The sequence below is a fragment of the Kitasatospora sp. NPDC101235 genome, from assembly GCF_044767505.1.
Taxonomy (GTDB): Bacteria; Actinomycetota; Actinomycetes; order Streptomycetales; family Streptomycetaceae; genus Kitasatospora.
Map to the genome: position 1 here is coordinate 274,131 of NZ_JBIWNZ010000002.1, position 20,079 is coordinate 294,209.

A 20,079-nucleotide genomic window follows, 5' to 3' on the forward strand; every position below is an offset into this window, starting at 1 on the left:
ACGGCCTCAGAACTTGTTCTTGGGCGTCAGGCCCAGCGACATCCCGGACAGCCCGCGCTGGCGGCCGCCGAGCTTGCCGGCCACCGCGCGCAGGGCGGCGCCGGCCGGGGAGTCGGGCGCGGCGAGCACGACCGGGCGGCCGTCGTCGCCGCCCTCGCGCAGCCGCACGTCGATCGGGATCGAGCCGAGCACCGGGACGGTCGCGCCGACCGTGCGGGTGAGCGCGTCCGCGACGGTCTGGCCGCCGCCGGTGCCGAAGACGTCGATCATCTCGTCGCAGTGCGGGCACGGCATGCCGGACATGTTCTCGATCACGCCGACGATCTTCTGGTGGGTCTGCACCGCGATGGTGCCAGCCCGCTCGGCCACCTCGGCGGCGGCCATCTGCGGGGTGGTGACGATCAGGATCTCCGCGTTGGGGACCAGCTGGGCCACCGAGATCGCGATGTCGCCGGTGCCGGGCGGCAGGTCCAGCAGCAGCACGTCCAGGTCGCCCCACCAGACGTCGGCGAGGAACTGCTGGAGCGCGCGGTGCAGCATCGGGCCGCGCCAGACCACCGGGGCGTTGCCCGGGGTGAACATACCGATCGAGATGACCTTCACGCCGTTCGCCTGCGGCGGCATGATCATGTCCTGGACCTGGGTCGGCCGGCCCTCGACGCCCAGCATGCGCGGCACGCTGTGGCCGTAGATGTCGGCGTCCACCACGGCGACCTTCAGGCCGTCGGCGGCCATCGCGGCCGCCAGGTTGACGGTCACCGAGGACTTGCCGACGCCGCCCTTGCCGGAGGCGACGGCGTAGACCCGGGTCAGCGTGCCCGGCTTGGCGAACGGGATCTCCCGCTCGGGGGCGCCGCCGCGCAGCAGCTGGGACAGCTCCTTGCGCTGCTCGTCGCTCATCACGTCGAGCTCGACCTCGACGGCGGTCACGCCGGGGACCTTCCCGACCGCCTCGCGCACCCGGGTGACGATGGTGTCGCGCATCGGACAGCCGGAGACCGTCAGGTAGACCGCGACGTGCACCGCGCCGCCCTCGGTGATCCCGACCGATTTCACCATGCCGATCTCGGTGATCGGGCGGTTGATCTCCGGGTCGTTGACGGTCGCCAGCGCCTGGCGTACGGACTCCTCCGTGACGCCGGCCGCGACCTCTGTCTCGTTGGCCATGCCTTGATGGTACGGCGCCCGGCGAGGTCCTTAACCGGTCGGTAGCGTGCCGCCGGTCACAGCGGCTCGGGGGCCTCCCGGCGCTCGTCGATCTCCTTGAGCAGGGACTGGAGTTCGGAGCGGATGAAGTCGCGGGTGGCCACCTCGCCGAGCCCGTGCCGCAGGGCCGCGACCTCGCGGGTCAGGTACTCGGTGTCGGCGATGTTGCGGTCGCTGCGGGCCCGGTCCTGCTCCATGTTGACCCGGTCCCGGTTGTCCTGGCGGTTCTGCGCCAGCAGGATCAGCGGGGCCGCGTACGAGGCCTGCAGGGACAGCGCCAGGGTCAGGAAGATGAACGGGTACTCGTCGAAGCGCACGTGCACCGGCAGCAGGGTGTTCCACGCTATCCAGACGACGACCACCACCGTCATCCAGACGATGAACCGACCGGTGCCCAGGAAGCGGGCGATCCGCTCGGACAGGACGCCGAAGGCCTCCGGATCGTAGGAGGGCAGCGTGATCAGGCCGGGCCGTGCGGTGCGCGGCTGGTCGAGCCGGGGGCGGCCGGCGCCGGTGATCGGCGCGGTCTCGGCGCGCCGGTCCCGGCCGCCCTCGCGGGTGCGCAGTTCGCGCAGCTGACGCAGCTGGCGCAGTTCGCCCTGGAGGCGCCGGCGCGCGGAGTCGTCCGGCCGTCCGTTGCGGTCACCGTCCACCGGTCACCCCTTCCCTCTCGTCGTCGCGGTTCTCGTCGTGGGCGTGGGGCGCGGCGTCGCGCCAGTCGTCCGGCAGCAGGTGGTCGAGCACGTCGTCGACGGTCACCGCGCCGAGCAGGTGGTCCGCCTCGTCGACGACCGGCGCGGCGACCAGGTTGTAGGTCGCCAGGTAGCTGGTGATCAGCGACAGCGGGGTGTCCGGCGGCAGCGGGTCCAGGTCGTCGTCCACCAGTGAGCCGACCAGGACGTACGGGGGCTCGCGCAGCAGCCGCTGGAAGTGCACGGTGCCCAGGTAGCGGCCGGTCGGGGTCTCGTTCGGCGGGCGGCAGACGAAGACCTGCGCGGCCAGCGCGGGCTTGTGGTCGCTGACCCGGACCCGGGCCAGCGCCTCGGCGACCGTCGCGTCCGGCTCCAGCACGATCGGCTCGGTGGTCATCAGACCGCCGGCGGTGTCCTCCTCGTACGTCAGCAGGCGGCGCACCGGCGCGGCCTCGTCCGGCTCCATCAGCTGGAGCAGCCGCTCGGCCTCGTCGCCGGGCAGCTCGGAGAGCAGGTCGGCGGCGTCGTCCGGGTCCATCGCCTCCAGGACGTCGGCGGCGCGCTCCTCCTGGAGCTTGCCGATGATCTCGACCTGGTCGTCCTCCGGCAGCTCCTCCAGGACGTCGGCCAGCCGCTCGTCGTCGAGGGCGGCGGCGACCTCGGCGCGGCGCTTGGCGGACAGGTGGTGCAGCACGCTGGCGAGGTCGGCGGGGCGCAGCTGCTCGAAGGTGGCGAGCAGGTTGGCCGCGCCCTGGTCCTGCTCGGGCAGCGAGAAGCCGGTGACGTCCTGCCAGTCCAGGGTGAGCCGCTCGCCCTTGCCCTTGCGCAGCCTCCCGGTCCGGCCGACCTGGACGAAGACCTTGCTGATCTCCCACTCGCGCAGCCGGGTCTGCACCATGCCGATGTCCAGCACGGTGACCTCCTCACCGGTCTTGGACCAGGTGACGGTGCGGTCCAGCAGCTCGGCGAGCACCAGGGTCTCGGACGGGCGCTGCTCGAAGCGGCGCAGGTTGATCACGCCGGTGGTGAGCACCTGGCCGGACTCCAGGCTGGTCACCCGGGTCATCGGCAGGAAGATCCGGCGCCGGCCGACCACCTCGACCACCAGACCGAGCACGCGCGGCGGGCGGCCGCCGAGCCGCAGCGACACGACCACGTCCCGGACACGCCCGACCTGGTCGCCGTTCGGGTCGAAGACCGCGATGGCGGACAGATGGGAGATGAAGACCCGGGTGCCTGGCCCTGCCATAAACCCTCGACTCGTTCGACGCCGTACCGGATGCGCCGGGGGCGCACCCGCGGCCAAGGCTACCCGCGTGTCCGGGGCCCGGCCGGGAGGCACGGTAGCGGTCGGACGAGTCCTGGGCGGCATCCTTTGCTTAACACTCGGGGGGCTTTAACGGCGCTTGAACAGCAGTTTGGGCAGGCCGTCCGGGATCGGACGGCGGGTGGTGGCGGGGGTGGGCACCGGCTGCGCGGCGTGGGAGCCGTCCGGCATCGCCCCGGGGCGCTCGGTGAGCGGCCCGACCGGCTCCAGCCGCAGCACCCGGCACTCGCGGGCCCAGCGGGCGGTGATGGCGTCGGTGTCGGGCGCGTTCAGCCGCTTGCCCTTGAGCTCCTCGACGGCGCCCAGCCAGGCCTCGCTGTCCGGGGCCGGCTCGACCACGCGGGCGCTCCAGCCGATCAGCCGGCCGCCCTTGTCCTTGCTGCGGACGGTGACCACGGCCCCGGCGCCGGGCTCCAGGCCGTGCAGCGGCTGCTCGCCGCCCCCGCCGACCACCACGACCGCGCCGTCGTGCCAGGCGTGCCACAGCGGCCGGGCGTGCTCCTGCCCGTCCGCACGCACCCAGAGCAGACCGGACTTCTTCGCGGCCTCCTCCAGCAGGGCCTGGTCGAGGAAGTCGTCGGCGGTCGCGGCGGCGGGCTTACGGTCCATGGCGGACAGCGTACGACTTTCGGCGTCCACCGGGTGTCTCAGTCTCCGGGTGACAGTTCCATTGTGGCGCCACGGGCCTTACCGTATGACCGCCCACCCCCGTGAACAGCAAGGAGCGCCGTGCCCGCCGCCCGGCCCGCGACCGCCCCCTCCGCCGCCCCGGTGACCGCCGCCCCGGGGCCGGTGCACCCGCTCCCCACCCTCGACCTGCTGCTGCTCGCCGTCTCGATCGGCGGCATCTCGCTGTCCGGCCCGCTGATCAGCGCCACCGCCGCGCCCGCGCTGGCGATCGCCTTCTGGCGCAACGTCATGTCGGTCGGCGTCCTCGGCCCGTACGCGCTGCTGCGCCACCGCGCCGAGCTGCGCGGGATCGGCCGGCGGGCGCTGCTGCTCGCGATGGCCGCCGGGACACTGCTCGCCGTGCACTTCGCGCTCTGGATGCCCAGCCTGCGGATGACCTCCGTGGCCTCGGCCACCGCCCTGGTCACCACCACCCCGCTGTGGACCATCCTGCTGATGCGGCTGATGGGCGTCCGGGCACCGAGGCTGGTCTGGCTCGGCACGATCGTCGCCTTCGCCGGCGTCCTGGTGCTGACCGGCGTGGACCTCTCGCTCTCTGCTCGCGCGCTGCTCGGCGACGGGCTCGCACTTGCCGCGGGCCTGGCCGCGGCCGGGTACATGCTGCTGGGCGCCGAGGTCCGCAAGACCGTCAGCACCACCGCGTACACCCTGGTCTGCTACGCCACCACGGCGGTCGTGCTGCTGGGGATCTGCCTGGTCGCCGGGACGCCGCTGGCCGGGTGGCCGGCCGGGGTGTGGTGGCAGATCGTGCTGCTGATGGTCGTCGCCCAGCTGCTCGGCCACTCGCTGAGCAACCGGGTGGTGCGCAACCTCGGACCGTCGATCACCTCCACCGCGATCCTGCTGGAGACCCCGGGCGCGGCGCTGATCGCCGCCCTCTGGCTGGGCCAGTGGCCCCCGGCGGCCGCCTACCCGGCGGTGGTGCTGATCCTGCTCGGCCTGGTCCTGGTCGCCCGCGCCGGGCGCAGGTAGCGGACGGCACCGAGGGCCGGACCTACAGCCAGCCGTTGCGGCGGAAGCCCCGGTACATCCCGACGCAGATCAGCACGATCGCGCCGAGCACCGTCGGGTAGCCGTACTTGTGGTGCAGCTCGGGCATGTACTCGAAGTTCATGCCGTAGACGCCGGTGATCATGGTGGGCACCGCGAAGATCGCCGCCCAGGCGGTGATCTTGCGCATGTCCTCGTTCTGCGCCACCGAGACCTGCGCCAGGTTCGCCTGCAGGAGCGAGTTCAGCAGCTCGTCGAAGCCGTGCACCTGCTCGGCGACCCGGGCCAGGTGGTCGGCGACGTCCCGGAAGTACTTCTGGATGTCCGGGTCGACCAGGCGCTGGAGCGGCTCGGACAGCTGCTGCATCGGGCGCAGCAGCGGCACCACGGCGCGCTTGAACTCCAGGACCTCGCGCTTGAGTTGGTAGACCCGGCCGACGTCCGCGCTGCGCCCGCCCTTGGCCGAGAAGACGCCGTACTCGATCTCGTCCACGTCGTTCTGGAGCCGCTCGGCGACCAGCAGGTAGTTGTCCACGACGTGGTCGGCGATCGCGTGCAGCACCGCCGACGGGCCCTTGGCGAGCAGCCCGGCCTCGTCCGCGTCGGCCTCCAGCCGGTGGCGCAGCTCCTGCAGCGAACCGTGGCCGCCGTGCCGGACGGTGATCACGAAGTCCCGGCCGGCGAAGACCATCAGCTCGCCGGTCTCCACCACCTCGCTGGTGGGCGTGAGCTGGTCGTGCTCGACGTAACGGATGGTCTTGAAGACGGCGAACAGCACGTCGTCGTAGCGCTCGACCTTGGGCCGTTGGTGCGCGTGCACCGCGTCCTCGACCGCGAGCGGGTGCAGGCCGAAGCGCTGGGCGATGCCCTCGAACTCGGCCCCGGTCGGCTCGTGCAGCCCGATCCAGCTGAACGAGCCTTCGCCCTCGGGGAGTTGGTGGGCGGCCTTGACCCGGCGGGCGGCCTCGCGCGGGCTGCACGTCTCGCCCCTGCGCTTGCCGTGCTGGTAGACCGCGCAGTCCACGACCGCCGAGCCGGCGTCCTCGGGCAGGACGCCGTAGACCCCGGCCGCGCCACGGCGGCGGTTGGTGCGGACAGCGGCACGCAGGCTGTTGATCATCGACATGGCAGGCTCCCAGAGGCAGGAACCGTCGCGCGGCGGCGCGGAAGAAAAAACGTTCGGCCGCGGTACGACGGCGGAGAACACCGGTGAAACGGGGGATGAATGTGCTCTCCCGGCCGGTCCGTCCGCCGTGGGGCCTGCGCCCGGGGCTACCGCGGCTGAGTCAGCCGATTGGGCCTGCGGGGTGCGGGGTACGGGGGAGTCGGGGCCGGGCAGAGCTGCCGGTACTGCATGGTCGGCCGGTATCCACCGCAACCACCTCCTTCGCGCCGCCGCCCCGGGACGAACGATCCCGGTGGCCAGTCGCTCACCCTAACATCTGACCGCGTGTCGACGCCGAGGGGTTTCCCGGAGGTTTCCGAAGCCTTTACGGGATCCGGTACCGCCCCGCCCGCGACCGCCTCCGGACCCGCCCGCACGCGGCCCGCGAACCCCCGGGGGTTACGCTCACCGGCATGGCGCACGACTTCCCGCTCTTCGGCGACCCCCACGGCGGCAGCTCCCCGGAGCTCTCCCGGGAGGCGGTGCTGGCCGCCGTCGAGGCCCGGCTGATCTCCACCTTCGGCGAGCCGGGCGGCCGCGCCGCGGTCACCTTCCTGGGTGCCGACCGGATCGAGGTGCTGCGCTTCGGCCCGGACGCCGAGGGCCTGGTGCGGTACGCGACGCTCGGCATGTCCGCCGCGCCGATGGCCGACCCGACCTCACCGGTCGCCGACCAGGTGCGCGGCCCGCGCGCCGAACTGGTGCTGACCGTCCGGGGCGGGCGCGACAGCGTGCTGCGCACCCTGGCCACCTTCGCCGCCACCCCGCAGGTCGAGGGCCTGGTGGTGGCCCCGGGCGGCTCGCTGGACCTCGGCTCCCCGCTCTGGGACGGTGCGCCCTTCACCTCGGTGCTCGCGGCCGAACCGGGCGGCCTGGTCGAGGACCTGGAGCTGGCCGATCCGGCCGATCCGGTCCGCTTCCTGCCGCTGCTGCCGATGACGCCCAACGAGGCGGGCTGGAAGCGGGTGCACGGCGCGGCCGCGCTCCAGGAGCGCTGGCTCGACCAGGGCACCGACCTGCGCGACCCGGACCGGCGCGGCGTGCGGCTGGACTGACGCCCGCTCAGGCGGGGCGCGCGGCCCGGTCCGCGGGTCCGCCCCGCGCTCCGGTGCGCCGGGGCGCGGCAGACGTACCGAACCCCGGACCGGGGCGCTCGTCGTCCCTCGGTCCGGGGTCCGACGGCCGGGGGCCGCGTCGGCTCAGTGCCCGATCGGCTTCGCACCGGTGGCCTGCGCCAGCAGTGCCTCGTACACCTCCGGGTCGGTGGTGTGCTCGCCGAGCCGGACGGTCTTGCGGGTGCCGTGGTAGTCGCTGGAGCCGGTGACCAGCAGGCCGAGCTCGCCGGCCAGGCCGCGCAGCCGCACCCTGGTCTCCTCGTCGTGGTCGGTGTGGTCGACCTCCAGCGCGGCCAGCCCGGCCGCGGCGAGGTCGGCGATCACCTGGTCGGAGACCGTCCGGCCGCGCTTGACCGCGCCCGGGTGGGCGAACACCGGCACCCCGCCGGCCGCCCGGACCAGCCGGACAGCCGTGACCGGGTCGGTCTCGTGCTTGCGGACGTCCGCCCGCCCGCCGTTGGCCAGCCAGTCGGCGGTGAAGGCGTCCGACACGGTGGGCACCACGCCCGCCTCGACCAGCGCGCTGGCGATGTGCGGCCGCCCGACCGAGCCGGCTCCGGCGATCCGTTGCACCTGCTCCCAGCTGATCTCCGCGCCCAGCTCCCGGCAGCGCTCGACGATCGCCCGTCCGCGCCGGAACCGGTCGGTGCGCACCAGGTCCCGCTCGCGCGCGAACTCCGGCTCCTCGGGATCGAACAGGTACGCCAGCAGGTGCATGCTGATGCCGTCCACCACGCAGGACAGTTCGGCGCCCGGGACGACGGTCAGCCGGGTGCCCTCGGGCAGCGCGCGCACCGCCTCGGCGGCCTCGGCGTGGCCGGCCACGGTGTCGTGGTCAGTCAGCGCCACCACGTCGAGGTCCGCGGCGACGGCGGCCGCGACCAGCTCGGCCGGGCTGTCGGTGCCGTCGGAGGCGTTGCTGTGGGCGTGCAGGTCGATGCGCACGGATCGGGCTCCTGGAGGCTCGTGGGTGCCGCCCAGGATAGGTCAGCGGTCAGCCGAACAGCCGGGGGGAGAGCGCCCCGCAGGGCAGCAGGCCCAGTTCGGCGCCGGCCTCGCGCAGGTCGGTCAGCACCAGCTCGTCGTACATCACCAGCGCGGACTGCTCGGGCCAGGCGACCGCCCAGAGCCAGAGCCCGCGGGCCTCGCCGACGAACACCGCGCGGTCGGCCGGGGCGTCCGGGACGTGGAACATCGGGGTGGGCCGCCCGGCGGCCATCAGCTTGGCGTCGGCGGGCTTGTAGAGGCCGACGGAGTCACCCGGATCCGGCCCGGGCAGGCCCGAGTAGCGGGCGCCGAGGCCGACCCCCAGCTCCTCGGCGATCAGCACCAGCTCGCCGAAGCCGCCGAGCGGAGCCGGCCCGGAGCAGGCGACGGCGGTGGCCCGGGCGCCCGAGATGTCGTCGCCGACGTGGGCGATGCCGGTGTAGAGCCAGCCGACCGGCAGCGGCCAGGGCAGCCAGACCGGGACCTGGGAGCGGGCGACGGCGACGCCGAGGGCCTCCACACTCGGGGGCAGCACGGGCTGCATCGGGTGCACGGCTCCGTGCCGGTCGCACTGCCAGGTGTCTGAGAACAGACCGGGGGCGCGGACCCGGCCGGCGCACCTCGGGCAGCTTGGCTCGCCCCTCATAGCCGTCAACGCTCCTCCCTCCGGTCCGCCGCGTCAAGGACGATCACCCGTACGGAGGGCTCGGCGGAGCCTGTCGGTGGCGGACGCCCGACCGGCGCCGGGTGGGCACGGTGCGGGCGGTTCCCGTTGGGGGATGTCCCGTCCCGGGCGGCGGCAAACGTCCGGGGCGCCGGCCCCGGACACACTGACGCCCCGTCATCGGCGAATGCGGTGACGGGGCGTCAGTCGGGTATCGGAACGTCCGGATCGGATGCTCCCGGCTCGTCGGCGGCGGGTGAGGGCTCCCGGTGGGAGGCGCCGCGCCGGGTCAGACGGTCGGGCACGGGCGGATGAGCAGGCGCTCGCCGGTGCGGGCGGCGGCCTCGACGACCTCGCGCACGGTGGCGGCGTCGGCGATCAGGCGGTCGGCGGCGGAGCCGTTGGCGTCGTCGAGTCGGACGATCTCGAAGCGCATGGTCTTCGTCATGGGCGTCTCCTTTTCTGACCCCGCGGGGCGGGGCGGTCGCGGCTGAGTCGGTATCAGCACTTTCGGGCTCTTGCGGATCCGGCGGTGCGGCCGGACCGAGCGGGTCGTCGTCGCGCGTGCGGCGGTCTGCTGTGGCAAGGGCTTCCCCCCTGCTTGCCTGATGGGTCCAGTACCTCGTGAACCACGGTGACGTGGCGGTGCTACCGGGCCGTTGCCCGTCCGTAACGTCCAGGTTTCGGGTGGTTGGCACCGGAGTGGAGGCCGGCGATGATTCCCGGACAGAATCAAAGATTACCGTAACTAACGAATTTTGTCCTGCGTTGAAGCCGGTCGAAGTCGAAGAAGTGGTACAGACCACTTCTGGCGGATCGGGGGAACCGGCCCTGCTCGGCGCGGTCCGGTGCGGGCCGGTCAGGCCCAGAACGCGGCCAGCGTCTCGGCCGTGGCGGCCGGCTGCTCGGCGTTGGGGGAGTGGCCGGCGTCCGCGACCACGACCCGGCGGGCGCCCAGGCGCTCGGCCATCGCGGTCTGCTCCGGCACCGGCCAGGCGTAGTCCCGCACCCCGGACAGCACCAGCAGCGGCAGCCCGGCGGTGGCGGCGGCCAGCTCCGCCACCCGGTCCGGCGCAGCCACCAGGTGGCCGCCGGTGACGGACAGCGCCTGCGGCACGTTGGCCAGCCAGCGCCGGTGCAGGAACTCCGCGACGGCCGGCTCCAGGCTCGGCCGCGGCTGCCCGCTCTCCGCCTCCAGCTGCTGCATGACCTGCCAGATCTGCTCCAGGTCCATCATCTGCAGGGCGTCCAGCAGCAGCTTGGTGCGGGCCGCCTCGGCCGGGTCGATCGCGCCCGGGCCGGTGGACATCAGGGTCAGCGACCGCCAGGGCAGCGGGCCCTCGGCGGCCGCGGCGAGCACCGCCTCGCGCACCACCTGGCCGCCGAAGGAGTGCCCCAGCAGGTGCACCGGCCCGCCGTCGGTCGCCAGCGCCTCGGTGAGCGCCCGCACGTCCGCGCCGAGCGCCCCGACGCCGTACGCCGCCGGGTCGTCCGGGCCGCCGGTCTGGTACTGCCCGCGCTGGTCGACGGCCGTCACCCGGTACCCGGCGGCCGCCAGCGGCTCCAGCAGCGCGATGAAGTCCTCCTTGCTGCCGGTGAACCCCGGCACCAGCAGTGCATCGCCGCGCACCGGACCGGCCGGCTCCGCCCGCAGCGCCGCGAACTCCCCGCGCCCGGTCACCACCCGCTCGGCCCGCGCGCACCCGGGAAGTGTCAGAAACGGCGGCGTGCTCATGGGCTGTTCTCCCTGCTGTCCTGCCGGTGACCTGCTGTCCCGCCGGCGACTGCCCGGCTACCCGAGCTTAGAGGGGGCCGCGTCCGCCGTGCGGACGTACCCGGGAACGCCCGAGGGGGCGGGCCACGTGGCCCGGCCCGCCCCCTCGGGGGAGACACCGGGTGTCAGCTCTCCGGGGTGGCCTCCACGGGCGCGGCGGCCTTGCGGGTGCGCTTGCGCGGGGCCGGGACCTCGGCGGCGGCCTCGGCGGCCGGAGCCTCCGGGGCGGTCTCGGCGACGGCCTTCGGCTTGCGGGCCCGGGTGGCCTTCTTGGCCGGGGCGGGAGCCTCAGCGGCCTCGGTGGCCGGGGTCGCCTCGACGGTCTCGGCCTTCGGCTTGCGGGTGCGGGTCCGGGTGGCCTTCTTCGCCGGGGCCGGAGCCTCGGCGACCGCCTCGGCGGCGGCCTCGACGACCACGGGGGCCTCGACGGTCACCGGGGTCGCCTCGACGGTGTCGGCCTTCGGCTTGCGGGTGCGGGTCCGGGTGGCCTTCTTCGCCGGGGCCGGAGCCTCGGCGACGACGGGCTCGGAGGCAACGGCCTCGGCCACGACGGCCTCGGCGGCCGGAGCCGTCTCGACCGCCACCGCGGCCTCGGACGTCGCGGCACCGCCGCGCGAGCGGCGGCGACGACGGCGCGGCGCGGCCTCGCCCTCGGTGCCCTCGACGGCCGGAGCCGCCACGGCGGCCTCGGTCACGGCGGCAGCGGCCTCGCCCTCGGCACCGACCACCGAGCCCCGGCGGGTGCGCCGGCGCTCACGGGTGCGGCGCGGCTTCTGCTCCTCGGTCTCGGCCGGGGCGGCACCGGCGCCCGGACGGCCGGGGCCGCCCTGGCCGCCGCGCCCACCGCGACCGCCGCGGCCCGGGCGGGCGCCGCGTCCGCCGGTCTCGCCGAGGTCCTCGACCTCCTCCGCGTTGAGCCCGGCGCGGGTCCGCTCCGAGCGCGGCAGGATGCCCTTGGTGCCCGGCGCGATCTTCAGCAGCTCGTACAGGTGCGCCGAGGTGGAGTAGGTCTCCTCCGGGTCGTTGAACGGCAGGTCCAGCGCCTTGTTGATCAGCTGCCAGCGCGGGATGTCGTCCCAGTCGACCAGGGTGACGGCGGTGCCGGAGGCGCCGGCCCGGCCGGTGCGGCCGATCCGGTGCAGGTAGGTCTTCTCGTCCTCGGGGCACTGGTAGTTGATGACGTGGGTGACGCCCTCGACGTCGATGCCGCGGGCCGCCACGTCGGTGCAGACCAGCACGTCGACCTTGCCGTTGCGGAAGGCCCGCAGGGCCTGCTCGCGGGCGCCCTGGCCGAGGTCGCCGTGGACCGCGCCGGCCGCGAAGCCGCGCTGGGTCAGCTGGTCGGAGACGTCGGCGGCGGTGCGCTTGGTGCGGCAGAAGATCATCGCCAGCCCGCGGCCCTCGGCCTGCAGGATGCGCGCGACGACCTCGACCTTGTCCAGCGAGTGCGCACGGAAGATGTGCTGCTCGATGTTGGCGACGGTCGAGCCGGTGTCGTCCGGGGCGGTGGCCCGGATGTGGGTCGGCTGGCTCATGTACCGGCGGGCGAGGCTGATCACCTGGCCCGGCATGGTGGCCGAGAACAACAGGGTCTGCCGCTTGGCCGGCAGCATGGTGATGATCTTCTCGACGTCGGGCAGGAAGCCCAGGTCGAGCATCTCGTCGGCCTCGTCCAGGACCAGCGCGCGGACCTTGGACAGGTTCAGCTTCTTCTGCCCGGCCAGGTCGAGCAGCCGGCCCGGGGTGCCGACCACGATGTCGACGCCCTTGGTGAGCGCCTCCACCTGCGGCTCGTACGCCCGGCCGCCGTAGACGGCGAGGACGCGCACGTCGCGCACCTTGCTGGCGGTCTGGAGGTCGTTGGTGACCTGGGTGCACAGCTCGCGGGTCGGGACGACGATCAGCGCCTGCGGGAAGTCGGAGAGCTGTTCCTCGGTGGCCCGGCCGGCGTCCACGTCGGCGCGCACGACGACCCGCTCGATCAGCGGGAGGCCGAAGCCGAGGGTCTTGCCGGTGCCGGTCTTGGCCTGGCCGATGACGTCGTGGCCGGTCAGCGCGACCGGGAGGGTCATCTCCTGGATCGGGAAGGGGTGGACGATGCCGACGGACTCGAGCGCCTCGGCGGTCTCCGGGAGGATTCCCAGCTCTCGGAAGGTCATCTTGATGGGTTCAGTGGTGGTGGACAGGGTGCTGCCTCTTCCGTGTGGAGGGGCCGAGAGCGAGCGGCGGGCGGGCAGCCGCGCGGCTGCCTACGGGCCTGGGCGGCCCTGTTACAGCTGCGCGAACGCACAACCGCGCCGGTCCCTGCGGCCGGCCGGTGCGCGCTGCCCTGGTGCGGGGCGCGTCGCCGGCGGCGTCGGGGAGAGTTCCCGTGAGGGACCTGCGCGGGACCTCCGCCTCGGGGCGTGGTCTCGGCGGCCCTCGCTCGGCCACTGATGCGGTGCCAAGGCTTGAAGTCCAAGCCATGGTCGGAGCCGATCGGCTCTCCGACCGGGCATCCGCGTACGTGAGTACCCGTGCCTCCGGTGCGGACACGTCCGGCTGGACGGCCCCGCTACGGAGGGCTCGCGCGGGTACCGAGACGGCGGTGACACCGTGCGAACACGACGGGCTCCGTACCACCATACAGTCAGCCGACGACTCGAACACGTGACGCGTCCGACATTGCCCCCGGCAACTGCCACCGGACCGGCCGGTCCGGCCGGTCACCCGGGCGTGCCTGGTGGTGGGGGAGCCGGGCGGGCGGGACTAAAGTTGCGGGTCATGGAGACCCATGGTGAGACGCAGGACGCGGCAGCCGGCTCGATCGGGGACTGGGCCGCGTGCTCGGCCGACCCCGGCTACCGGGCGGCCGTGCTCGACCTGCTCGGGGCGCTCGCGTACGGCGAGCTGAGCGCCTTCGAGCGGCTCGCCGAGGACGCCAAGATGGCGCCCGACCTCGCCGACAAGGCGGCGCTGGCCCGGATGGCCTGCGCCGAGTTCCAGCACTACCAGCGGCTGCACGACCGGCTCGCCGAGGTCGGCGCCGACCCGCAGGACGCGATGCGGCCCTTCGTCGAGCCGCTGGAGCTGTTCCACCGGATGACGGCGCCCGCGGACTGGCTGGAGGGCCTGGTCAAGGCCTACGTCGGCGACGCCATCGCGACCGACTTCTACCGCGAGGTGGCCGTCCGGCTGGACGACGACACCCGCGACCTGGTGCTGAGCGTCATGTCCGACACCGGCCACGCCCAGTTCGCCGTCGACAAGGTCCGCCAGGCGATCGAGGCCGACCCGCGGGCCGGCGGCCGGCTCGCCCTGTGGGGCCGGCGGCTGATGGGCGAGGCGCTCAGCCAGGCCCAGCGGGTGGTCGCCGAGCGCGACGCGCTGTCCAACCTGCTGGTCGGCGGCGTCCAGGTGCAGGGCTTCGACCTGGTCGAGGTCGGCAAGATGTTCAACCGGATCACCGAGGCGCACACCAGGCGGATGGCCGCCCTCGGCCTGGCTTCCTAGAGCGGCGCTCAGGCCGCCCGGTGCCGCCGCGAAGCGCGGTGGGCGCCGGGCCGGTGCGGGTGGTGCCGGTGCGCCGGTGCGCGCCCGGCGGCGTGGTCCGGCCGGGCCAGCAGCGAGGTGAGCACGCCCGAGGCCACCGCAGCGGCCGTGACGGACACCGCCGGCTGGCGCCCGTCCACGCCGAAGTGCGCGACCACCCCGCCGACCAGTGCCGCCGCCAGCGCGGTGCCCAGTGTCAGGGCCCGGGCGGCCCGGAAGTACGCGGGCAGGACCAGCAGGGCGGCGCAGCCCGTGACCAGGCCGACGAGGGCGAAGGCGATCGACTCGACCAGCAAGGCTGCCTCCCGGGGGACGGGCGTGCGGCACCGGCGCCGCACCCTCGCCGTACCCCGCCCCACCCGGCCGTACACGCGACGGTGCCCCGCTCCCTCGCGGGAACGGGGCACCGGACGATCCTGTGCGGCGGCGCCTCAGGAGGTGCCGAAGCCGACCTTGCGGGCGGCCTGCTCGCCGATCTCCACGTACGCCAGGCGCTCGGCCGGGACGATGATGCGGCGGCCGTGCTCGTCGGACAGCACGAAGATCTTCTCCGAGCCCTCCAGCGCCTTCGCGATCGCGCTCTGGACCTCATCGGCAGTCTGCGAGCTCTCGATCACGATCTCGCGCGGCGCGTTCTGCACGCCGATCTTGACCTCCACGGCTTCCGTCCCTCCGGGGTTGCAGCCTCCACGCACGGGCACCCGACCGCCTGGACAAGCGTTCGCGGCGACCGCGCCGTACGGCTTCACCATAGAGCACCGGATCACCGGCCAGACGAAGGTCGTCGGATCAGCCCTGGTGGGCGGCGCCCTCGCCGGGCTGCTCGCCGGAGTGCATCGGGAAGCCCTTCAGCCCGCGCCACGACAGGCTGGCGACCAGCCGCACCGCCTCGTCGCGGGGGATCTCCAGGCCCTGCGAGAGCCAGTACCGGGCGGTGATCTGGGCCAGACCGCAGACCCCGGCGGCCAGCAGCTTGGACTCCGCCTCGGGCAGGTCGGTGTCCTCCTGGATCACCTTGCTGACCAGCGTCGCGCTCGCCTCGGACGCCCGCTCGACCCGCTCGCGCACGGCCGGCTCGTTGGTGAGGTCCGACTCGAAGACCAGCCGGAAGGCGCCGGACTCGCTGGAGACGTAGTTGAAGTACGCCTCCATGGTGTTGGCCACCCGCTGCTTGTTGTCGGTGGTCGTCGACAGGGCCTCGCGGGTCGACTCGACCAGGGCGTCGCAGTGCTTGTCCAGCAGCGCCAGGTAGAGCTCCAGCTTCCCCGGGAAGTGCTGGTAGAGCACCGGCTTGCTGACCCCGGCGCGGTCGGCGATGTCGTCCATGGCAGCCGCGTGGTAGCCCTGCGCGACGAACACCTCCTGGGCGGCACCGAGCAGTTGTTCACGGCGGGCGCTTCGCGGCAGGCGGGCACCGCGCGGGCGCTCCTGCGCCTCCTGGATGGCCGTCACGGCGCTCCTCACTTCGGGTCTGTTCGCGGCTGGCAAGATGGCCGATTCTACTTTTCGGTAACCGCGCCCGTGTTCGGCGAAGGCGAGAAAAGACGGTCGGCCTGGTTGTCAGGAGCCCACAATACGGCGCTGACCTCGGCCTCGGCAGTGGTGTGAGGGAGGCGGCCGACGGCCGGACCACCTCGGGGCGGTCGACCGGGGCTCACTACCATCGTCCACCATGAGCAGCGCTGAGCAGCAGGTACGTACGGTCGAGGTCCCCGGTGCGGTGCTCGCGGTGCACCGCCCCGCCGACGACGGCGCCGCCGACGGGCGTGAGCCCGGGCTCTTCGTGCACGGCCTCGGCGGCTCGGCCGCCAACTGGGAGGCCCTGATGGGCCGGCTCTCCGGACAGGTCGACGGCGAGGCCGTGGACCTGCCCGGTTTCGGCCGCTCCAACCCGCCCGCCGACGGCAACCTCACCGTCTCCGGACACGTGCGCGCGGTGATCGGCTACCTGGAGGCCTCCGGCCGCGGCCCGGTCCACCTGTTCGGCAACTCGCTGGGCGGTGCGGTCGCCGTCCGGCTGGCGGCCCTGCGCCCGGACCTGGTGCGCAGCCTCACCTTGGTCTCCCCGGCCCTGCCCGAGCTGCCCCCGCAGCGCTCCGCCTGGCCGACCGGCCTGCTCGCGGTGCCCGGGGTGCCCGCGCTGCTGCGCCGGCTGTCCACGGGCGGGCGCGACGTTGAGGCGGCCACCGAGGACCTGCTGCGGCTGATCTACGGCGACCCGGACGGCCTGAGCCCGGCGACCCGGGCCCGGGCGGTGGCCGAGTACCGGCGCCGGCTGGAAGTGCCGCACGCGATGCAGGCGCTGGTCGGCTCGGCCCGCGGCATCGTCTCGGCGTACACCGAGCGCGGCGACCAGGCGCTGTGGCGGCAGGCCGAGCAGGTCGGGGCGCCGGTGCTGCTGGTCTACGGGCTGCGCGACAAGCTGGTCTCCTACCGCTCGGCCCGCCGTGCCTGCGCGGCCTTCGCGGACGCCCGGCTGCTGGTGCTGCCGGAGTCCGGGCACGTGGCGATGATGGAGCACCCCGAGGAGGTCGCCCGGGCGGTGCGGGAACTGATCGCACGCACCGGGAACTGATCGCACGCACCGGGGGCCGAGCGAGCGCCGCGGCGGGCAGACCGCAGGCCCGTGCGGGGTCGCGCGGGCGACCGCGCACACCGCCCGGTAACGGCCCGGCTCGGGCCGAGGTCACGGCGGTTCACTCGATCAGGTGGCAGGCAGGCATGTGACCGATGGATCGGCCTGGGCCGGTCCTACCTTTCTGCTGTCGGACCGAACAGGTGTGGGGGAGTCGCGGCCGCCGGAGGAACCGGAGGGTGGCCACGGCCGAGGGGCCCGGCGGGTCGGGCCCGACCGCCGGAGCGGGCGGGCGCCCGGGGGACCGGAACGCGGCGCGTCCGCGACCGGGCCGCCGGCGGGCCGCACGGAGGCACCCGCGACGCCGGCCCGGGCCGACCGGGCTCCCCGGCCCCGACCGTCCCCGCCGCCGTGCGGGGGTGCCCCGGGCGACTGCCCGGGCCGTCCGGCAGTCCGTCGATCCGTCCGCGATCCCGCCCAGCGAATCCGCTCTGCCCTGGAGGTCTCCCGTGCGCGTTGCCCTGCTCACCGAGGGTGCCCGTCCGCATCCCCAGCGTGGCACCGGAGGCTGGTGCGACCGGCTGGCCGAGGGCCTGCCGGAGCACGGGTTCGAGCTGTACCTGCTGACTGGCCCGGATGGCGCGGGGCCCGAGCGGCCGTCGCCCGCCTGGCGCGGCGCGCACGAGCTGGCGCTGTGGGGGCGCAGGCCGGACGGCCGGGCGCCGGGCGCGCTGCGCAGACGCCGGTACGCCGGAGCGTACGAACAACTGGTGCGGGCGCTCGTGCTGCCCGGGGAGCGAGCCGGCTTCGGCCCCGGGCTGTACCGGCTGGCGGCGCTCGCCCGGGAGGACGGCGCGCTGCCCGCCTTCCTGGCCTCCGCGCACGCCCGCCGGCTGCTGGAGCGGACCTGGCGGCTGCCCGGCGCGGACACCGCGGCCGGGCAGCCGCCGGTGTGCGACGTGCTGGTCGCGGCGGACCTGCTGGAGCAGTGCCTGCGCCCGCTGTCCGCACCCTGGTACGGCACCGGCCCCGGCGGCCTCGGCGCGGCCGACCTGTGCCACGTGGTCGGCGGCGGCCCGGCCGCGCTGCCCGCCCTGGTGGCCCGGCACCTGCACGGGGTGCCGTTCGTGGTGACCGAGCACGGCCTGCACCTGTGCGAGCAGTACCTCGGCTACCGCGAGGCGCCGTACCGGTGGCCGGTCCGGGCGCTGCTGCTGTCCTTCTTCCGGGCGCTCACCGAGGAGACCTACCGGCAGGCCGCGATACTCACCGCCGGCAGCGCCCACGACCAGCAGTGGCAGCGCCGCTGCGGGGCCGACCCGGCCCGCACCCGGGTGGTGTACGAGGGCACGCCGGCGGTCGACCGCCCGGCCGCCGGGCCGGAGCCCGCGGCGCCGGTCCTGGTGTGGGCGGGCGCGCTGGAGCCGGGGCGGGACCCGGAGCTCGCGCTGCACGCCTTCGCCCGGGTCCGCGCCGCACTGCCCGCCGCCCGGCTGGTGGTGTACGGCGAGGAGGCGGCGCCCGGCTACCGGGCGCACTGCGCGGCGGTGGCCGAACGGTTGGGGGTGGCCGGGGCGGTGGACTTCGCCGGGCGGCCCGGCTCGCTCGCCGGGGTCTGGGAGTCGGGCACGGTGGCGGTCTTCTCGGGGCTCTCCCAGCGCAGCCCCCGGCTGCTCGCGGACGCGATGCTCAGCGGCCGGGCGGTGGTCTCCACCGACGTCGGGGTGGCCCGCGAGGTGGTCGGGCCGACCGGGCTGCTGGTGCCCGCCCGCGATCCTCGCGCCCTGGCCGGCGCCTGCCTGGCGCTGCTGCGCGACGAGGAGCGACGGGGCCGGCTCGGGCTGGCCGGGCGGCTGAGGGCGCAGGAACGCTTCGCCGTGGAGCCGGTGATCGGTGCCTTCCGGGAGATCTACCTGGAGCTGGTCTCGCAGTACCCGGCCTTCCCCGGCGGCGGGGGCGGCGGCGAGGACGGGCCGATGCCGCGCCCGTTCGCCCGCCCCGCCGAGTACTGGCTGGCCGACGGTCCGCGCGGCGGCGCGCAGGAGGCTCCGGCGGACGGTGGAGGCTCCGGCGACGAGCAGTGCGGCGGCACCGTCCGGACCGGGGTGCGGGAGTCGGCCGGGCAGCGGCCGGCCGAACTCGCGGAGGCCCTCTGATGTCCGGCGCCACCCTGCTCGGCAGCAGCGCGGATCCGGTGCGCGAGGTGATGACGGAGCACCGGGAGCTGTGCGAGCGCGCCGTCGACCCGCTGGAGATCGCCGCCGGGCTGGAGGAGGCCGGGCTCGGCCCGGACACCGCCGCCCGCTGCCGGCACGCCGACCTGTTCTCGCTGGCCGAGGAGCTGTACGCCCGGGTGCCCCGCCGGCCGCCGGTGCCCGGGCCGGTGGAGCCGCACCCGGGAGGGGCCCCGCCGGCCCGGGCCGCGCCGGCCGCCGCGCTGGCCGCGCTGCCCTGCGCGGGGGTGGCCGCGCTCGGCCCCCACTGGCCGGTGCTGCTGTCCGCCGCCGTCCCGCTGGTGCTGCTGCCCGCGCTGACCGCGCCGGCCCCGGCCGAGCCCGGCCCGCCGTGCGCCGTGCCCGCCCGAGCGCCGGATGCCCTGTGGCCGGTGCCGGCGCCCCGGCCGCGCCCCGGCTCCCGGCTGCGCCCGGCGGCGCTGGGCCACGGGCTGGGCCTGGCCGCGCTGCTGCTGCTCCCGCCGGCCGCGCCGGGCGGGGACCGCCCGGCGGCCGTCGCGCTGGTGCTGGCGGCGGCGGTGTCGGCCGGGGTGGCCGAGCGGACGGCCCGCTGGTACCGGGAGGTCGGCCGCGGCCACCTGGGCGCGGCGGGCACCCTGGCCGGGTTCCGGGCCCGGATGCGTCCGGTGCTCCCGGTCGCGCTGGCCCTGTACCTGGCGGTGCTCGGGGCGCTGAGCTTCGCCGCGCTGGCCGTGACGGCCGTGGTCGCGCCGCGCCCCGGGCCGGGCCACGGTGACGGGCTGCTGCACCTGGCGGCCGAGCGGGCCGGCCCCGCCCAGTGGGCGGCGCAGGGCGTGCTGGGCCTGTTGCTGGTGCTGTCGGTGCTGCTGGCGCGGTGCGGCCGGACGGCGGCCGCCGCGGCGGGGGCGTGCGCCGGGGCCGCCGCGGTGCTCGGACCGCTCGCCCTGGGGTGCTCCGCCGCGGAGGCCTGGCTGCTGGGCGGCGGGACCGTCGCGGTGGCGCTGCTGGCGTACGCCGGGGCGGTGCTCGGCCGGGCCGGCTCGCACCGTTGAGCACCGTCCACCTCCGTCGCAAACCCCCGTTCGACCGTTGTTGGGGTCCGGTTCGCGGTCCCCGCTGTCGTCCCGTTCGTTGAACTTCGTTGAATTCGGTCCGCCAGGTCGTCCCG

19 protein-coding genes are annotated in these 20,079 nt (G+C 75.0%); 6 read left to right on the forward strand and 13 right to left on the reverse strand.

What is annotated here, in order from left to right; genetic code table 11:
- Window positions 1-6: 6 nt before the first annotated feature.
- The 4 genes from ACIRRH_RS04695 to ACIRRH_RS04710 all read right to left on the reverse strand — a co-directional run bounded on the left by ACIRRH_RS04695 (window position 7) and on the right by ACIRRH_RS04710 (window position 3,834).
- Window positions 7-1,167, reverse strand: coding sequence for an Mrp/NBP35 family ATP-binding protein (locus ACIRRH_RS04695; protein ID WP_403061731.1), 1,161 nt, complete (start codon window positions 1,165-1,167; stop codon window positions 7-9).
- 56 nt (window positions 1,168-1,223) lie between these two features.
- On the reverse strand, window positions 1,224-1,790 hold the full coding sequence (locus tag ACIRRH_RS04700) for a DUF1003 domain-containing protein (protein ID WP_403062417.1): 567 nt from the start codon (window positions 1,788-1,790) through the stop codon (window positions 1,224-1,226).
- A 58-nt stretch (window positions 1,791-1,848) separates the two neighbouring features.
- A complete protein-coding gene (locus tag ACIRRH_RS04705) occupies window positions 1,849-3,147 on the reverse strand; it encodes a magnesium transporter MgtE N-terminal domain-containing protein (protein ID WP_403061734.1) in 1,299 nt (432 codons plus the stop codon).
- A gap of 147 nt (window positions 3,148-3,294) precedes the next feature.
- Window positions 3,295-3,834, reverse strand: a complete 540-nt coding sequence (locus ACIRRH_RS04710; protein WP_403061737.1) for a hypothetical protein — start codon at window positions 3,832-3,834, stop codon at window positions 3,295-3,297.
- A gap of 120 nt (window positions 3,835-3,954) precedes the next feature.
- Here ACIRRH_RS04710 and ACIRRH_RS04715 point away from each other — a divergent pair, with 120 nt between their 5' ends.
- Window positions 3,955-4,887 carry a DMT family transporter gene (locus ACIRRH_RS04715; RefSeq protein WP_403061740.1) on the forward strand — a complete coding sequence of 311 codons (933 nt, stop codon included), beginning with the start codon at window positions 3,955-3,957 and terminating at the stop codon, window positions 4,885-4,887.
- Window positions 4,888-4,909: 22 nt separating this feature from the next.
- Here the strand turns inward: ACIRRH_RS04715 and corA are convergent, their stop codons facing one another.
- Window positions 4,910-6,031, reverse strand: coding sequence for a magnesium/cobalt transporter CorA (gene corA / locus ACIRRH_RS04720; RefSeq protein ID WP_403061743.1), 1,122 nt, complete (start codon window positions 6,029-6,031; stop codon window positions 4,910-4,912).
- A 452-nt stretch (window positions 6,032-6,483) separates the two neighbouring features.
- Between corA and ACIRRH_RS04725 the strand changes: the two genes are divergently transcribed.
- The gene (locus ACIRRH_RS04725) at window positions 6,484-7,125 is read left to right on the forward strand and encodes a suppressor of fused domain protein (RefSeq protein ID WP_403061745.1); all 642 of its coding nucleotides are present in this window, start codon (window positions 6,484-6,486) and stop codon (window positions 7,123-7,125) included.
- A gap of 144 nt (window positions 7,126-7,269) precedes the next feature.
- Here the strand turns inward: ACIRRH_RS04725 and ACIRRH_RS04730 are convergent, their stop codons facing one another.
- From ACIRRH_RS04730 to ACIRRH_RS04750, 5 genes are all read right to left on the reverse strand, one after another.
- The gene (locus ACIRRH_RS04730) at window positions 7,270-8,130 is read right to left on the reverse strand and encodes a PHP domain-containing protein (protein ID WP_403061748.1); all 861 of its coding nucleotides are present in this window, start codon (window positions 8,128-8,130) and stop codon (window positions 7,270-7,272) included.
- A gap of 49 nt (window positions 8,131-8,179) precedes the next feature.
- Window positions 8,180-8,818, reverse strand: coding sequence for a DUF6758 family protein (locus ACIRRH_RS04735; protein WP_403061751.1), 639 nt, complete (start codon window positions 8,816-8,818; stop codon window positions 8,180-8,182).
- 307 nt (window positions 8,819-9,125) lie between these two features.
- Window positions 9,126-9,284, reverse strand: a complete 159-nt coding sequence (locus tag ACIRRH_RS04740; RefSeq protein WP_396303922.1) for a hypothetical protein — start codon at window positions 9,282-9,284, stop codon at window positions 9,126-9,128.
- A 411-nt stretch (window positions 9,285-9,695) separates the two neighbouring features.
- Complete coding sequence (locus ACIRRH_RS04745) at window positions 9,696-10,571, reverse strand: alpha/beta fold hydrolase (protein WP_403061754.1); 876 nt, start codon at window positions 10,569-10,571, stop codon at window positions 9,696-9,698.
- A gap of 164 nt (window positions 10,572-10,735) precedes the next feature.
- The gene (locus ACIRRH_RS04750; RefSeq protein WP_403061757.1) at window positions 10,736-12,769 is read right to left on the reverse strand and encodes a DEAD/DEAH box helicase; all 2,034 of its coding nucleotides are present in this window, start codon (window positions 12,767-12,769) and stop codon (window positions 10,736-10,738) included.
- A 604-nt stretch (window positions 12,770-13,373) separates the two neighbouring features.
- Between ACIRRH_RS04750 and ACIRRH_RS04755 the strand changes: the two genes are divergently transcribed.
- Window positions 13,374-14,102 (forward strand): ferritin-like fold-containing protein, encoded by a 729-nt coding sequence (locus ACIRRH_RS04755; protein ID WP_403061760.1) that lies wholly within the window; start codon window positions 13,374-13,376, stop codon window positions 14,100-14,102.
- A gap of 8 nt (window positions 14,103-14,110) precedes the next feature.
- On the opposite strand, the gene ACIRRH_RS04760 is transcribed toward ACIRRH_RS04755, so the two are convergent.
- From ACIRRH_RS04760 to ACIRRH_RS04770, 3 genes are all read right to left on the reverse strand, one after another.
- The gene (locus ACIRRH_RS04760; RefSeq protein WP_403061763.1) at window positions 14,111-14,437 is read right to left on the reverse strand and encodes a hypothetical protein; all 327 of its coding nucleotides are present in this window, start codon (window positions 14,435-14,437) and stop codon (window positions 14,111-14,113) included.
- A gap of 135 nt (window positions 14,438-14,572) precedes the next feature.
- Window positions 14,573-14,800 carry a DUF3107 domain-containing protein gene (locus tag ACIRRH_RS04765; protein WP_403061765.1) on the reverse strand — a complete coding sequence of 76 codons (228 nt, stop codon included), beginning with the start codon at window positions 14,798-14,800 and terminating at the stop codon, window positions 14,573-14,575.
- 130 nt (window positions 14,801-14,930) lie between these two features.
- Window positions 14,931-15,593: a TetR/AcrR family transcriptional regulator gene (locus ACIRRH_RS04770; protein ID WP_224285173.1), complete on the reverse strand. Its 663-nt coding sequence runs from the start codon at window positions 15,591-15,593 to the stop codon at window positions 14,931-14,933.
- Window positions 15,594-15,813: 220 nt separating this feature from the next.
- Here ACIRRH_RS04770 and ACIRRH_RS04775 point away from each other — a divergent pair, with 220 nt between their 5' ends.
- The 3 genes from ACIRRH_RS04775 to ACIRRH_RS04785 all read left to right on the forward strand — a co-directional run bounded on the left by ACIRRH_RS04775 (window position 15,814) and on the right by ACIRRH_RS04785 (window position 19,963).
- Window positions 15,814-16,716 carry an alpha/beta fold hydrolase gene (locus tag ACIRRH_RS04775; RefSeq protein WP_403061768.1) on the forward strand — a complete coding sequence of 301 codons (903 nt, stop codon included), beginning with the start codon at window positions 15,814-15,816 and terminating at the stop codon, window positions 16,714-16,716.
- Window positions 16,717-17,225: 509 nt separating this feature from the next.
- Window positions 17,226-18,872, forward strand: a complete 1,647-nt coding sequence (locus ACIRRH_RS04780; RefSeq protein WP_403061771.1) for a DUF3492 domain-containing protein — start codon at window positions 17,226-17,228, stop codon at window positions 18,870-18,872.
- Window positions 18,872-19,963, forward strand: a complete 1,092-nt coding sequence (locus tag ACIRRH_RS04785; protein WP_403061774.1) for a hypothetical protein — start codon at window positions 18,872-18,874, stop codon at window positions 19,961-19,963. Before ACIRRH_RS04780 ends, ACIRRH_RS04785 begins: the two co-directional genes overlap by 1 nt.
- Window positions 19,964-20,079 lie beyond the last annotated feature (116 nt).

Coding starts and splice junctions, on each gene's coding strand:
- ACIRRH_RS04695 (WP_403061731.1), bottom strand. CDS start 1,167: ATGGCCAACGAGACAGAGGTCGCGGCCGGCGTCACGGAGGAGTCCGTA.
- ACIRRH_RS04705 (WP_403061734.1), bottom strand. CDS start 3,147: ATGGCAGGGCCAGGCACCCGGGTCTTCATCTCCCATCTGTCCGCCATC.
- ACIRRH_RS04710 (WP_403061737.1), bottom strand. CDS start 3,834: ATGGACCGTAAGCCCGCCGCCGCGACCGCCGACGACTTCCTCGACCAG.
- corA (WP_403061743.1), bottom strand. CDS start 6,031: ATGTCGATGATCAACAGCCTGCGTGCCGCTGTCCGCACCAACCGCCGC.
- ACIRRH_RS04725 (WP_403061745.1), top strand. CDS start 6,484: ATGGCGCACGACTTCCCGCTCTTCGGCGACCCCCACGGCGGCAGCTCC.
- ACIRRH_RS04735 (WP_403061751.1), bottom strand. CDS start 8,818: ATGAGGGGCGAGCCAAGCTGCCCGAGGTGCGCCGGCCGGGTCCGCGCC.
- ACIRRH_RS04740 (WP_396303922.1), bottom strand. CDS start 9,284: ATGACGAAGACCATGCGCTTCGAGATCGTCCGACTCGACGACGCCAAC.
- ACIRRH_RS04745 (WP_403061754.1), bottom strand. CDS start 10,571: ATGAGCACGCCGCCGTTTCTGACACTTCCCGGGTGCGCGCGGGCCGAG.
- ACIRRH_RS04750 (WP_403061757.1), bottom strand. CDS start 12,769: ATGACCTTCCGAGAGCTGGGAATCCTCCCGGAGACCGCCGAGGCGCTC.
- ACIRRH_RS04755 (WP_403061760.1), top strand. CDS start 13,374: ATGGAGACCCATGGTGAGACGCAGGACGCGGCAGCCGGCTCGATCGGG.
- ACIRRH_RS04775 (WP_403061768.1), top strand. CDS start 15,814: ATGAGCAGCGCTGAGCAGCAGGTACGTACGGTCGAGGTCCCCGGTGCG.
- ACIRRH_RS04785 (WP_403061774.1), top strand. CDS start 18,872: ATGTCCGGCGCCACCCTGCTCGGCAGCAGCGCGGATCCGGTGCGCGAG.